The organism is Caulobacter sp. SRI_008, assembly GCF_057586355.1.
The window spans coordinates 176,434-188,951 of the sequence record NZ_JBYCZS010000004.1; the positions used below are offsets into that span (position 1 = coordinate 176,434).

9 protein-coding genes are annotated in these 12,518 nt (G+C 69.8%); 8 read left to right on the forward strand and 1 reads right to left on the reverse strand.

The genetic code is table 11. The annotated features are described in order from the left end of the window. Nucleotides 1-28: 28 nt before the first annotated feature. Nucleotides 29-652: a TetR/AcrR family transcriptional regulator gene (locus AC2YHT_RS05695; RefSeq protein WP_110117906.1), complete on the reverse strand. Its 624-nt coding sequence runs from the start codon at nucleotides 650-652 to the stop codon at nucleotides 29-31. A 477-nt stretch (nucleotides 653-1,129) separates the two neighbouring features. Between AC2YHT_RS05695 and greA the strand changes: the two genes are divergently transcribed. From greA to AC2YHT_RS05735, 8 genes are all read left to right on the forward strand, one after another. Then, nucleotides 1,130-1,609, forward strand: coding sequence for a transcription elongation factor GreA (greA, locus tag AC2YHT_RS05700; RefSeq protein WP_110117907.1), 480 nt, complete (start codon nucleotides 1,130-1,132; stop codon nucleotides 1,607-1,609). Between the two features lie 27 nt (nucleotides 1,610-1,636). Then, the gene (locus AC2YHT_RS05705) at nucleotides 1,637-2,323 is read left to right on the forward strand and encodes a DNA-3-methyladenine glycosylase family protein (protein WP_487288608.1); all 687 of its coding nucleotides are present in this window, start codon (nucleotides 1,637-1,639) and stop codon (nucleotides 2,321-2,323) included. 171 nt (nucleotides 2,324-2,494) lie between these two features. Beyond that, nucleotides 2,495-3,058, forward strand: a complete 564-nt coding sequence (locus AC2YHT_RS05710) for an HNH endonuclease (protein WP_487288647.1) — start codon at nucleotides 2,495-2,497, stop codon at nucleotides 3,056-3,058. Between the two features lie 1,546 nt (nucleotides 3,059-4,604). Continuing rightward, nucleotides 4,605-6,317, forward strand: coding sequence for a potassium-transporting ATPase subunit KdpA (gene kdpA / locus AC2YHT_RS05715; protein ID WP_487288609.1), 1,713 nt, complete (start codon nucleotides 4,605-4,607; stop codon nucleotides 6,315-6,317). Between the two features lie 30 nt (nucleotides 6,318-6,347). Beyond that, nucleotides 6,348-8,420, forward strand: a complete 2,073-nt coding sequence (kdpB, locus tag AC2YHT_RS05720; RefSeq protein ID WP_487288610.1) for a potassium-transporting ATPase subunit KdpB — start codon at nucleotides 6,348-6,350, stop codon at nucleotides 8,418-8,420. A gap of 110 nt (nucleotides 8,421-8,530) precedes the next feature. Then, nucleotides 8,531-9,214 carry a TorF family putative porin gene (locus AC2YHT_RS05725; protein WP_487288611.1) on the forward strand — a complete coding sequence of 228 codons (684 nt, stop codon included), beginning with the start codon at nucleotides 8,531-8,533 and terminating at the stop codon, nucleotides 9,212-9,214. An 11-nt stretch (nucleotides 9,215-9,225) separates the two neighbouring features. Continuing rightward, entirely contained in the window at nucleotides 9,226-9,804 is a 579-nt protein-coding gene (gene kdpC / locus AC2YHT_RS05730) for a potassium-transporting ATPase subunit KdpC (protein WP_487288612.1), read from the forward strand. A 111-nt stretch (nucleotides 9,805-9,915) separates the two neighbouring features. Next, on the forward strand, nucleotides 9,916-12,516 hold the full coding sequence (locus AC2YHT_RS05735) for a DUF4118 domain-containing protein (protein WP_487288648.1): 2,601 nt from the start codon (nucleotides 9,916-9,918) through the stop codon (nucleotides 12,514-12,516). The last annotated feature ends 2 nt before the right edge of the window (nucleotides 12,517-12,518 follow it).

A 12,518-nucleotide genomic window follows, 5' to 3' on the forward strand; every position in this document is an offset into this window, starting at 1 on the left:
CAAGTCCCCCGTTTCACGGGGGAGGAGATCATCCGCGATCGAACTTAGCGAACATGCCCAGGTGGTCGAACACGGCCTTCAGGAAGGCTTCCTCGCCGCCCAGCATGGCTTTCAGGCCGGCGAACTGCTTGAAGCCGCTCATTTCGGCGAGGCCATGGCCGGCGCACCAGGCGGCGATGGTCGCCAGCTCCAGGTCGATCTCCGAGACGCCGGGGCCGGCCTGGTGGGCGATGGTGTTGCGCACCTGGCAGTAGGCCCCTTCCTCCTTCATCTGGTCGGGCAGGGCGTCCTTGTCGCGCGAGCAGTCGTACATCACCCGGTAGAGCGCCGGGTTGTCGCGGGCGAAGGTGACATAGGCCACGCCCAGATTGGTCATCCGCTGGCGGTCGCTCTCGCTGTCGTGGCGGGCCTTCATCAGCGCCTCGTCCAGCGCCACCCAGCCTTCGTGGGCCACGGCGTCGAGCAGTTGGCCCTTGTCCTTGAAGTGGTGGTAGGGCGCGGCCGGGCTGACCCCGGCCTCGCGGGCCACCGCGCGCAGCGACAGGGCCGCCGGGCCGTCGGTCTCGAGGATCCGCCGGGCGGCCTCGACGAGGGCGCGGCTGAGATCGCCGTGGTGATAGGGGCGGGCGGCTTCGGGCGAGGCGAGAGTCATCGGGCGGCACTCTATCCCTTACGTAGCGAAAATTCATCCAAACATTGTCAAGATATCTTGACGCTGCTCAGATCTGTGTTATCTAAGCATCGTTCAGATGGATCGGCCGATCAAGAGACCGCCGCTGGACCACGCTGGCCGAGGGGGTCGGCGCGAAACAACTTTCAAGGATGTGTGTGATGACCAACCGTAGCTTTGAAGCCTTCGAAGGCATCTTCGACCGCGTCGCCATCGGTTATTTCCTGGTGGCTGCTCTGGCCGTCGCCGGCGCCGTGCTCGCGATCGCGCTGTAAGGACGAAATGTCCGTCGCGGCCGTCCCGGCCTGTCCGGGGACGGCCGCCGGGGTGCGCCGCTCGACTTGATCCCCATCTTGATCGGAGCGCTCTGCTCGGCCATAGCCGAGCCGGCGGAACGACCCGCGACACCTCGGGTTTCCGTCTGATGACTGTCTTTTCCCATTTCCCGCGAGACGCCCGATGAGCGTGGCCTTCACCAAGGAAGGCGACGCCGAGGCCTTCGCCGCCGACCTTCCCGACCGTCCGATCTCGACCCAGCCCAATCTCGTCACGGCCGAAGGCCTGGCGATGATCGAGGCCGAGTTCGCCGCCGCCCGCGCCGCCTATGCCGCGGCCCAGGCCGCTGGCGGCGTCGCCGAAGATCGCACCGCCATGGCCCGCGCCACCCGCGACCTGCGCTACTGGTCGGCCCGCCGTGGCACCGCCCAGCCGGTCGAGCGCGACGAGAGCCGCACCAGCGTGCAGTTCGGCGACACGGTGACCTTCGACCGCGAGGACGGCCGCACCCAGACCTTCCGCATCGTCGGCGAGGACGAGGCCGATCCGGCCAAGGGCTCGGTCTCCTACGTCTCGCCCCTGGCCCGCGCCCTGATGGGCAAGGGCGTCGGCGACACCGCCATGGTCGCCGGCGGCGAGGTCGAGATCGTCGCCATCGGCTGAGGTCGTGAGCCCGCCGCAAGTTTCGGATTGCCAGCCATCCCCGGCGAGGGCTTCCTCGCCGGCGTGATCTCCGCTTCTGCTCCCACCCCCGACCTGATCGCCGCCGCCCGCGCCCACCTGGCGCAGGCCGACCCGCTGTTCGGCCGCCTGGAGGCGGTGACCCCCGTCTTCGAATGGCGGCTGCGGCCCGGCGGCTTCGCCGGTCTGGCTCGCATGATCGTCGAGCAGCAGATCTCGGTGGCCGCCGCCGCCTCGATCTGGGCGCGGGTGCAGGCGGGCCTGCCCGACATGACGCCGCACGCCCTGATGGCCCTGGACGATCCGGCGCTCCAGGGTTTTGGCCTGTCGCGGCCCAAGGTGCGTTATCTGCGCGAGATCGCCGACGCGCATCTGACGGGCGCCTGCGACTTCGACGCCCTCAAGGCCCTGCCCGACGCCGAGGCGGTGGCGGCCCTGGTCGCCATCAAGGGCGTGGGCCGCTGGACGGCCGAGACCTTCCTGATGTTCTGCGAGGGCCGCATCGACGTCTTCCCCGGCGGCGACGTCGCCTTGCAGGAAGCCATGCGTTGGGCCGACGGGCTGGAGGTTCGTCCCAATGAGAAGGCGGCCTATGTCCGGGCGGAGGCCTGGAAACCCTATCGCGGCGTGGCGGCGCATCTTCTTTGGGCCTGCTATGGCGGCGTTCGGCGCGGCGAGATCAGTCTGACGGCGTAGGGGGCGAACTTTCGCAAGCTTCGTCTTGGTTCTGTCGCCGATTGGGATCATCCTTTCTGTGCGTCCGGGAGTGAATGGCGATTCCCTGATTTGCGTAGGAAGGAGGCCCGTCTTCAGTCCGACCGCGTACCAGCCCCATAGGGACCTCGTCGGTTCCATGAGCGGGAGGCCCTGATGCAGGTGCTGACCCGCCCCCCGTCCGGCATGCCGGCGCTCGTGCTCAACGCCGACTATCGGCCGCTGAGCTATTATCCGCTGTCCCTCTGGCCATGGCAGGAGGTGATCAAGGCGGTGTTCCTCGACCGCGTCGACGTCGTCTCGACCTACGACCATGTGGTCCATTCGCCGTCCTTCGAGATGAAGCTGCCCAGCGTGGTGTCGCTGAAGCAGTACGTGCCGCAGGAGCGGCCGCCGGCCTTCACCCGCTTCAACCTGTTCCTGCGCGACAGCTTCAGCTGCCAGTACTGCGCCTCGCCCGAGGACCTGACCTTCGACCACGTGATCCCCCGCTCGCGCGGCGGCCGCACCACCTGGGAGAACATCGTCACCGCCTGCGCGCCCTGCAACCTGGCCAAGGGCGGGCGCACCCCGCGCGAGGCGGGCATGCACCCGTTCCACACGGCGCGCCGACCCTCGATGCACGAGCTGCAGGACCGCGGCCGCAAGTTCCCGCCGGGGCACCTTCACGCCAGCTGGCTCGACTATCTCTACTGGGACATCGAGCTGGAGTCGTAACCGGGATCCTTCTCCCCTTGCGGGAGAAGGTGGCGGCCGAAGGCCGTCGGATGAGGGGTCTCTCGGATGGGAGACGCTCCGCCCGGCCTGACCGCCGCACGCGGTTTTGAGTTCTGAGAGACCCCTCACCCGACCTGCTTCGCAGGCCACCCTCTCCCGCAAGGGGAGAGGGAACGGGTTTATGGCCCCGCGCTTTCGCTGCGAGTTGATGAAGGGGAGCGGAGCGCCCGGGCTACGCCCGGAGGTGCTTTGTGTTGTTACCGTTTCGACGAAGCCAAGGCGCTCCGCGCGGTCGTTTGGCTGCCGGCTTCCCGGGCGGCGGCGCTCTTAACGCCTTACCAGGACCGCCTTCGAGGTTTCCCTTCCAGGCGGCGACGAGGAGAGGGGTGCTCTGTAATCCTCGCCCAAGCCGACGACGGGCGGGCCTGGCCAGCGCCAGGTCCCCGGACGCGACGGATCTTCCCAATCCGCCCCAGTCCCGCTCGATCGCATCCCGCCGCCGCATGGTCGCTGGCCGCGCGCCCCTTCGGTGCGGCGAGACGGGGTTATTATGCGGGTGGTTTGAGCGCGTCTGATCCAGAGCGGTGAGAAAGTTGTAAGGGGTTGGATTGGTTGGGGTTTGATCTGAGCTCGACGGGGATTGGCAGCGCTCTATCCCCTTCCGCGATCCTTCTCCCCTTGCGGGAGAAGGTGGCGGCCGAAGGCCGACGGATGAGGGGTCTCTCAGACCTGAGACGCTTCACCCGGCCTGACCGCCGCACGCGGTGTTGAGATCTGAGAGACCCCTCACCCGACCTGCTTCGCAGGCCACCCTCTCCCGCAAGGGGAGAGGGAACGGAAAAAGCCTGGGTCCCCGCTTTCGCGGGGATTTTACGGAGAGGGGAGCAGCGCCCTAATCCCGGAACTTAATCCCGGAAATAGCTGCGACGACGGCTGCGGCCGCGTCCGCGGCGGCGCAGGCGGGGCTCGATGCTGGGCCAGATGAGCAGAGCCAGCAGGGCCACGATGACCAAGGTTGGAAACAGCGGTGACATGAGCCCAGAACGCGCGTGACTTGGATCGGCTGCCACCGTTTCGCGATTTTGCGATGCAAACAAGAGTAAATTTCCCCGCGGCGCCAAGTTGTTCGGAAACGGGGCGCTTGTCACGATAACGCCTTGTTTTTAAGGCTGCCGGCAAAGTTTGCCGAAAACCTTGATCTCGCCAAGCTGGACCCTTGAACGCGCTGCGTTGCAGCATCGCTTGCCGCGGTCGCCGCTCTTTATGCGGCGCTTATGCGCGGCTCACATCTCCCGAATGGAGCCCTTACGCGGCTCCGTGGTCCCTTCCGCGCCAACTGGAAGGAGGCCGAACGTGGCTGACATCATTTTCCTGGCGCTGGGCGGAGGGCTGTTTGCGGCCTTCGGCCTGTTCGCCATCGCATTGAGGCGCGCATGACCTTGTTTGTGAACGCGCTTTGGGGAGCCGGGGCGATCGTCGTCGCGGCCTACATGGTCACGGCGCTGATGCGGCCGGACCGCTTCTGACGCTCTTCGGATAAACTCACATGAACTGGCAAGGCTGGGCGGAAATCGCCCTGACGCTTGGCCTGGCGGTCGGCATCGGCTGGCCGCTGGGCGTCTACATGTCGCGCGTCTGGAACGGCGAGCGCACCTGGCTCGACCCCGTGCTCGGCCCGGTCGAGCGCCTCTTCTACGCCGCCTGCGGGGTCGATCCGCGCAAGGGCCAGACCTGGATCGGCTATGCCGGCGCGCTGCTGGCCTTCAACGCCGTCGGCTTCTTCCTCGTCTATGGCGTGCTGCGCCTGCAGGGCGTGCTGCCGCTGAACCCGCAGGGCTTCGCGGGCCTCTCGCCGCACCTGGCCTTCAACACCGCCGTCAGCTTCGTGACCAACACCAACTGGCAGAGCTATGGCGGCGAGACCACCATGTCGACGCTGAGCCAGATGCTGGTGCTGACGGTGCAGAACTTCGTCTCGGCCGCCACCGGGGCGGCTATCGCGGCGGCCCTGGCGCGCGGCTTCCTGGCCAGCAAGGGCGAGGACGTCGGCAACTTCTGGAGCGACGTGATCCGCACGACGCTGTGGGTGCTGCTGCCGCTGTGCGTGGTCGTGGCCCTGGTGCTGGTGGCCCTGGGCGTGCCCCAGACCCTGGCCGCCGGCGTCACCGCCCACACCCTGGAGGGCGGCGAGCAGAAGATCTCGCTGTTCGCCACCGCCAGCCAACTGGCCGTCAAGCAGCTGGGCATCAACGGCGGCGGCATCTTCAACGCCAACTCCGCCCATCCGTTCGAGAACCCGACCCCGCTGACCAACCTGATCACGGCGGTGTCGATCAACGTGCTGGGCTGGGCCGCCTTCTTCGCCTTTGGCCGCAGCGTGCTGGCCAAGAAGGACGTTCGCGCCCTGGTCGTGGCGGCCATGGTGCTGCTGAGCGCCGGCGCGGCGGCCATCTACGTCACCGAGACCCAGGCCCCGCCGGCCCAGGTCGCGGCGCACGTGGATGCGTCGGTGAACATGGAAGGCAAGGAGGTCCGCTTCGGCGCGCCTTCGACCGCCGTCTGGGCCGCCATGACCACCGGGGCCTCCAACGGCTCGGTCAACGGCATGCATTCCAGCCTGATGCCGCTTGGCGGCGGGGTGACCATGTTCCTGATGCAGCTGGGCGAGATCCTGCCCGGCGGCATCGGTTCGGGCGTGGCGATCATGGTCGTCATGGCCCTGCTGGCGGTGTTCGTCGCCGGGCTGATGGTGGGCCGCACGCCGGAGTATCTGGGCAAGAAGATCGAGGCCCGCGAGATCCAGTTCTCGATGCTGGCGGTGCTGGTGATCCCGCTGTTCATGCTGGGCTTCGCCGCCTTCGCCGCGATCCTGCCGGAAGCCTTGAAGGGCCTGATGCACGCCGGACCCCACGGCCTGTCGGAGATCCTCTACGCCTACGTCTCCGGCACGGCCAACAACGGCTCGGCCTTCGCGGGCCTGACCGCCAACGCCCCCTGGTGGAACGTCACCCTGGGCCTGGCGATGATGTTCGGGCGCTTTGCTCCCATCGTCGCGGTGCTGGCCATCGCCGGGGCGCTGGCGGCCAAGCCCAAGCTCGCCCCCACGGCCGGCGCCATGCCGACCGACGGCGGTCTCTTCGTCGGCCTGCTGATCGGGGTGATCCTGATCCTCGGCGGCCTGCAGTTCTTCCCCGCTCTGGCGCTGGGGCCGATCGTCGAGCACTTCCAGGCGCTCGCCTTCGTCGCCTCGAGCCACTGATCGCTTACCGCTGATCGAAAGCGCACTTCCATGACAACCTACGAAAACGGAGCCGTCGAAGGCGGCCGGCGCAAGCCGGCCAGCCTGGCCGGCGGCCTCTCCGCCCCGATCCTGGCCCGCGCGGCCAAGGACGCCTTCCTCAAGCTCGACCCGCGGAAGCTGACCGGCAATCCGGTGATCTTCGCGACCTGGATCGTAGCCCTGCTGTCGACGGTGTCGGCCGTGGCGGCGATCGTCGCCCAGCAGTCGGCCGGCTTCGCCGTGCAGGTCTCGCTGTGGCTCTGGGCCACCGTGCTGTTCGCCAACCTGGCCGAGAGCGTGGCCGAGGGCCGGGGCAAGGCCGCCGCCGACAGCCTGCGCGCCGCCCGGGTGACCACCAAGGCCAAGCTGATCATCGACGACCAGGCCGGCACGGTGATCCCGACCCCGGCGCACAAGCTGGTCCCCGGCGAGCTCGTTTTGGTCGAGGCCGGCGACGTCGTACCCACCGACGGCGAGATCGTCGAGGGCATGGCCAGCGTCAACGAGGCCGCCATCACCGGCGAAAGCGCCCCCGTCATCCGCGAAAGCGGCGGCGACCGCTCGGCCGTCACCGGCGGCACCACGGTCGTCTCCGACTGGATCAAGGTGCGGGTCACCGCCGCGCCGGGCTCGACCTTCCTCGACCGCATGATCGCCATGGTCGAGGGCGCCGACCGCCGCAAGACGCCCAACGAGATCGCCCTGGCCGTGCTGCTGGCCGGCCTGACCCTGATCTTCCTGATCGCGGTGGTCACCCTGCTGGGCCTGGGCAAGTTCTCGGGCGTGGCGCTGGACCCGCTAGTGCTGGGCGCGCTGTTCATCACGCTCATTCCGACGACCATCGGCGGGCTTCTTTCGGCCGTCGGCATCGCCGGCATGGACCGCCTGCTGAAGGTCAACGTGTTGGCCACCTCGGGCCGCGCGGTGGAAGCGGCCGGCGACGTCGACACCCTGCTGCTCGACAAGACCGGCACCATCACCTTCGGCAACCGCATGGCCACCGAGGTAATCGCCGCTCCGGGCGTGCGTCCCGACGCGGCCCTGCGCGCCGCCGTCATGGCCTCGCTGGCCGACGAGACGCCGGAAGGCCGCTCGATCGTCGAGTTGGGCCGCCAGCAGGGCCTGGCCCTGGAGGTTCCGGCCGGCGCGACCTCGATCGCCTTCAGCGCCGCGACCCGCCAGTCGGGCCTGGACTTCGCCGGCCAGTCCTGGCGCAAGGGCGCCGTGGACGCGGTCTATCGCAGCCTGGCCATCGACCCCAAGCGCATCCCCGCCGAGGTGGCCGCCGCCGTCGACCGCATCGCCCGCTCGGGCGGCACGCCGCTGGCGGTCAGCGAGGACGGCGCCCTGGTCGGCGTCATCCACCTGAAGGACGTGGTCAAGCCCGGCGTGAAGGCCCGCTTCGCCGACCTGCGCCGCATGGGCCTGCGCACCGTGATGATCACCGGCGACAACCCGGTGACCGCCGCCGCCATCGCTTCGGAGGCCGGGGTCGACGACTTCCTGGCGGAGGCCACCCCCGAGGACAAGCTGCGCCTGATCCGCGCCGAGCAGGCCAAGGGCCGGCTGGTGGCCATGTGCGGCGACGGCGCCAACGACGCGCCCGCGCTCGCCCAGGCCGACGTCGGGGTGGCCATGCAGACCGGCGCCCAGGCCGCCCGCGAGGCCGGCAACATGGTCGATCTCGACAGCGACCCCACGAAGGTCATCGAGATCGTCGAGGTCGGCAAGCAGATGCTGATCACCCGCGGCGCCCTGACGACCTTCTCGATCGCCAACGACGTGGCCAAGTACTTCGCCATCATCCCGGCGATGTTCGTGGTCGCCCTGCCGGCCCTGGGCGGGCTGAACATCATGAAGCTGCACAGCCCGCAGAGCGCCATCCTGTCGGCGGTGATCTTCAACGCCCTGGTGATCGTCGCCCTGATCCCCCTGGCCCTGAAGGGCGTGAAGTACCGCGCCATCGGCGCCGGCAAGCTGCTGTCGCGCAACCTCTTGATCTACGGCCTGGGCGGCCTGGTCGCCCCGTTCGTCGGCATCAAGCTGATCGACATGATCGTCTCGACCCTGGGCCTGGCCTGATGAACCGCCCGATCGTTCCGGACCTCGTCTTCGGCCTCGGGGCGATCGGGCTCGTCTTCCTGGCGGCCAAGGCCGCCGAACTCCTCGCGTCGTGAAAGGCGCTCTATCAAATGTCCAAGTTCTCTTCGCTGCTGATGGCCTCGGGCCTCGTCTTCGCCCTGGCCGGCGCCGCCCGCGCCGAGGCCCCCAGCGTGACCTTCAACCTCGGCGCGGCCTCAGACTATGTGTTCCGAGGCGTCAGCCAGACCGATGAAGACCCGCAGGTCTTCGGCGGCGCCGACCTGACCGCCGGCAAGGTCTACGCCGGCGTCTGGGCCTCGAACGTCGACTTCGGCGACAAGACCGACGCCGAGGTGGACCTCTATGCGGGCGTGAAGCCCACCCTGGGTCCCGCGACCCTCGACCTGGGCGTCATCTACTACGGCTATGTCGGCGCGCCGGGCGGGGCCGACTACGGCAACGCCGAGCTGAAGGTCGCCGCCAGCGTTCCGGCCGGCAAGGGTGGGGTGGGGGCCGCGGTGTTCCACAGCCCCGACGGCTTCGGGACCGCCGAAGAGGCGACCTACTATGAGGTCAATGGCGGCTATCCGCTCGCCAAGGCCATCAGCGTCTCGGCCGCCCTGGGCCGCCAGACCTATGCCGGCCCCGGCGACTACACGACCTGGAATCTGGGCGGGACCTGGAATTTCACCGACAAGCTGGCGCTGGACTTGCGCTATCACGACACGTCCGAGCATGACTTCGGCAAGCTGTACGACAGCCGCGCCGTCGCCACGCTCAAGGCCGTGTTCTAGAGGAGGCCCACATGCTGAAGCATCTTCGTCCGGCCCTCGTCTCGATGGGCCTGTTCACCGTCCTTCTGGGCCTGGCCTATCCGCTGGCGATCACCGGCGTGGCCCAGGCGGCGTTCCCGCAGCAGGCCAACGGCTCGCTGGTTCATGACCGCCATGGCCAGGTGGTCGGCTCCGAGCTGATCGGCCAGGTCTTCGCCAAGGCCGAGTACCTGCACGGCCGTCCGTCGGCCGCCGGGAACGGCTACGACGCCGGCGCATCCAGCGGCTCCAACATGGGTCCGCTGAACGACAAGCTGATCGAGCGCGAGAAGACCGACGCCGCCGCCCTGCGGGCCGAGTTTCACGGTGCGGCCATTCCGGCCGACGCGGTCACGACCTCGGGCTCGGGCCTGGATCCGGACGTCTCGCCGGCCTATGCCCGCCTGCAGGCCCCGCGCATCGCCGCCGCCCGCAACGCCCCGCGCGGCGAGGTGCTGGGGATGATCGAGGCGGCCGTGAAGCCGCCGCTGCTGGGCTTCATCGGCCAGCCGCGCGTCAACGTGCTGGACGTCAACCGCGCCCTGGACGAGCGCTTCCCGATGGTCGGCTAGGCCTTGGCGGGCGACCCCTCTTCATACCCCGAAAGGGGCCGCCCCGACCCCGAGGCGCTTCTGGCGGCCGCCAACAAGGCCCGCCGGGGGCGCCTCAAGGTGTTCCTGGGCATGGCGCCGGGCGTGGGCAAGACCTACGAGATGCTGCGCGCCGCCCGTCGTCGGAAGGCGGAAGGCCAGGACGTGCTGGTCGGCGTCGTGGAGACCCACGGCCGCCGCGAGACCGAGAGCCTGCTGCGCGGGCTGGACGTCCTGCCCCGCCGTCCGGCCGAGAACCGGGGGCGCAGCTATCTGGAGTTCGACCTCGACGCGGCCCTGGAGCGGCGGCCGAAGCTGCTGTTGGTCGACGAATACGCCCACTCCAACGCGCCCGGCTCGCGCCATCCCAAGCGCTGGCAGGACGTCGAGGAGATCCTGGCGGCCGGCATCGACGTCTGGACCACCCTGAACGTCCAGCACCTGGAAAGCCTGGTCGACGTGGTGCTGCGCATCACCGGCGCCCGCCAGCGCGAGACCGTGCCCGACAGCGCCCTGGCCCGCGCCGACGACATCGAGCTGATCGACATCACCCCCGACGAGCTGCGCGAGCGGATGGCGGCGGGCAAGGTCTATGTGCCCGAGACGGCCCGCCTGGCGTCGGAGAACTTCTTCAAGGTCGAGAACCTCACCGCCCTGCGCGAACTGGCGCTGCGCCGCGCGGCCCAGACGGTCGACGACCAGCTGGTCGCGGCCATGCGCGAGAAGGGCGTCGAGGGGCCGTGGGCGGCGGGCGAGCGGATCCTCGTCCTGGCCGGCGGCGACGCCATGGCCTCCATGCTGGTCCGGGCCGGCCGGCGGCTGTCGGACATGATGATGGACGCGCCCTGGACCCTGGCCCATGTCGAGCGCCCCGACCGTCCGCCGCCGCCCGAGACCGCCGCCGCCCGCACCCGCGAGGCCCTGAAGCTGGCCGAGCAGCTGGGCGGCTCGACCGTCGTGCTGACCGGGACCGACGTGGTCGCCACGGTCATGGCCTGGGCGCGGCGCAACAACGTCACCCAGATCGTGATCGGCAAGTCGCGGGACTCGCGCTGGAAGGAACTGACCGGCCGCTCCCTGGCCGCCGCCCTGCTGCGTGAGGCCCGGGGCGAGGCGATCCACGTGGTCACCGGCGCGGGCGGGGAGGGGAGCGTCGAGCCGCCGGTTCCCAGACCGCGCCGCTTCGACTGGCCCGCCTACCTGACCGGCGGCGGCTTCGTGGTCGCCGCCAGCCTGGTGGCCTGGGCGCTGGATACGGCCTTCGACCGGGTCGAGCTGGGGATGATCTATCTGGCCGCCGTGCTGGCGGCCGGGGTCATGCACGGCCTGCGTCCGGCCCTGGCGGCGGCGACGGCGGCCTTCCTCGTCTACAACTACTTCTTCCTGGCCCCGCGCTACAGCCTGGCCATCGGCTCGCCGACCGACGTGCTGACCCTGATCGTGTTCTGGGCCGTGGCCCTGGCCACCGGCGGTCTCGCGGGCCGGGTGCGCGACCAGGCCATCGGCTCGCAGAAGCGGGCGGCGGGGGTGACCAGCCTGCTGGCCGCCAGCCGCACGCTTTCGGCCGCCTCGGGCAAGGCCGCCGTGGCCAAGGCCCTGGCCGAGCAGGCGGCCGCCGCCTCCGGTGCGCGGGCGGTGGTATTCCTGCCGGAGGGCGACGAACTGGCCCCCGCCGCCGGCGCGCCCGACCTTACGGATCTGGGGACCGCCCCCATGGCCGCCGCCCGCTGGGCCTGGGAGAAGGGCGAACCGGCCGGCGCCGGCACCGGCACCCTGCCTCAGGCCGCCTGGACCTTCTGGCCGCTGGAGGGCCTGGGCGCCCGCGCCGGCGTGGCCGGGATCGAGGCCGGGACCGTGGTCTCCGGCTCCGACGAGGAGCGCCTGCTGCTGGCCCTGCTCGACCAGGGCGCGGTGGCCCTGCAGCGCGCCGAACTGGCCGCCGGGGCGGTCGAGGCCGAGGCCCTGCGCCGCTCCGACCGCTTCCGCAACGCCCTGCTGAACTCCATCAGCCACGACCTGCGCACGCCCCTGACCACGGTGCTGGGCGCGGCCACCACCCTGATCGACTATGGCGACAAGCTGGCCCCGCCGGCGCGCGCCGACCTGGCGCTGGGCATCAAGGAGGAGGCCGAGCGCCTCAACGGCTACGTCGCCAACCTGCTGGACATGACCCGCATCGAGGGCGGCGGCCTGAAGCTGCGCACCGACTGGATCGACGCCCGCGACGTGCTGGCCGCCGCCGCCGACCGCGTGGCTCGCCGCCTCGACGGCCGGGTGCTGGTGCGGGATTTCCCTGAGACGCTGAGCCTGGTCCAGGCCGACCCGAACCTGCTGGAGCAGGTGGCGGTCAACATCCTGGAGAACGCCATCGCCTACAGTCCGCCTGGGGCGCGCATCGAGGTCGCCGCCTACGAGGACCGCGCTCACGTCGTCATCAGCATCGAGGACGAAGGCCGGGGCATTCCGCCGGCGGACCTCGAGCGGGTGTTCGAGAAATTCCGCCGCCTGCAGGACCCCAGCGACCGCTCGCCGGGCGCCAGCCAGGGCGTTGGACTTGGCTTGGCCATCGCCAAGGGCTTCGTCGAGGCCATGGGCGGTCGCATCGCCGCCGCCAGCCCGATCCACGACGGCAAGGGCACGCGGATGCTGATCAGCCTGCCCAAGGGCGTCGCCACGCCCCACCATCTGCTATGAGC

Bases quoted from the DNA above. Each gene is read 5' to 3' on its own strand.
- kdpC (WP_487288612.1), top strand. From the start codon at position 9,226: ATGCTGAAGCATCTTCGTCCGGCCCTCGTCTCGATGGGCCTGTTCACC.
- AC2YHT_RS05735 (WP_487288648.1), top strand. From the start codon at position 9,916: ATGGCGCCGGGCGTGGGCAAGACCTACGAGATGCTGCGCGCCGCCCGT.
- kdpB (WP_487288610.1), top strand. From the start codon at position 6,348: ATGACAACCTACGAAAACGGAGCCGTCGAAGGCGGCCGGCGCAAGCCG.
- greA (WP_110117907.1), top strand. From the start codon at position 1,130: ATGAGCGTGGCCTTCACCAAGGAAGGCGACGCCGAGGCCTTCGCCGCC.
- kdpA (WP_487288609.1), top strand. From the start codon at position 4,605: ATGAACTGGCAAGGCTGGGCGGAAATCGCCCTGACGCTTGGCCTGGCG.
- AC2YHT_RS05695 (WP_110117906.1), bottom strand. From the start codon at position 652: ATGACTCTCGCCTCGCCCGAAGCCGCCCGCCCCTATCACCACGGCGAT.
- AC2YHT_RS05725 (WP_487288611.1), top strand. From the start codon at position 8,531: ATGTCCAAGTTCTCTTCGCTGCTGATGGCCTCGGGCCTCGTCTTCGCC.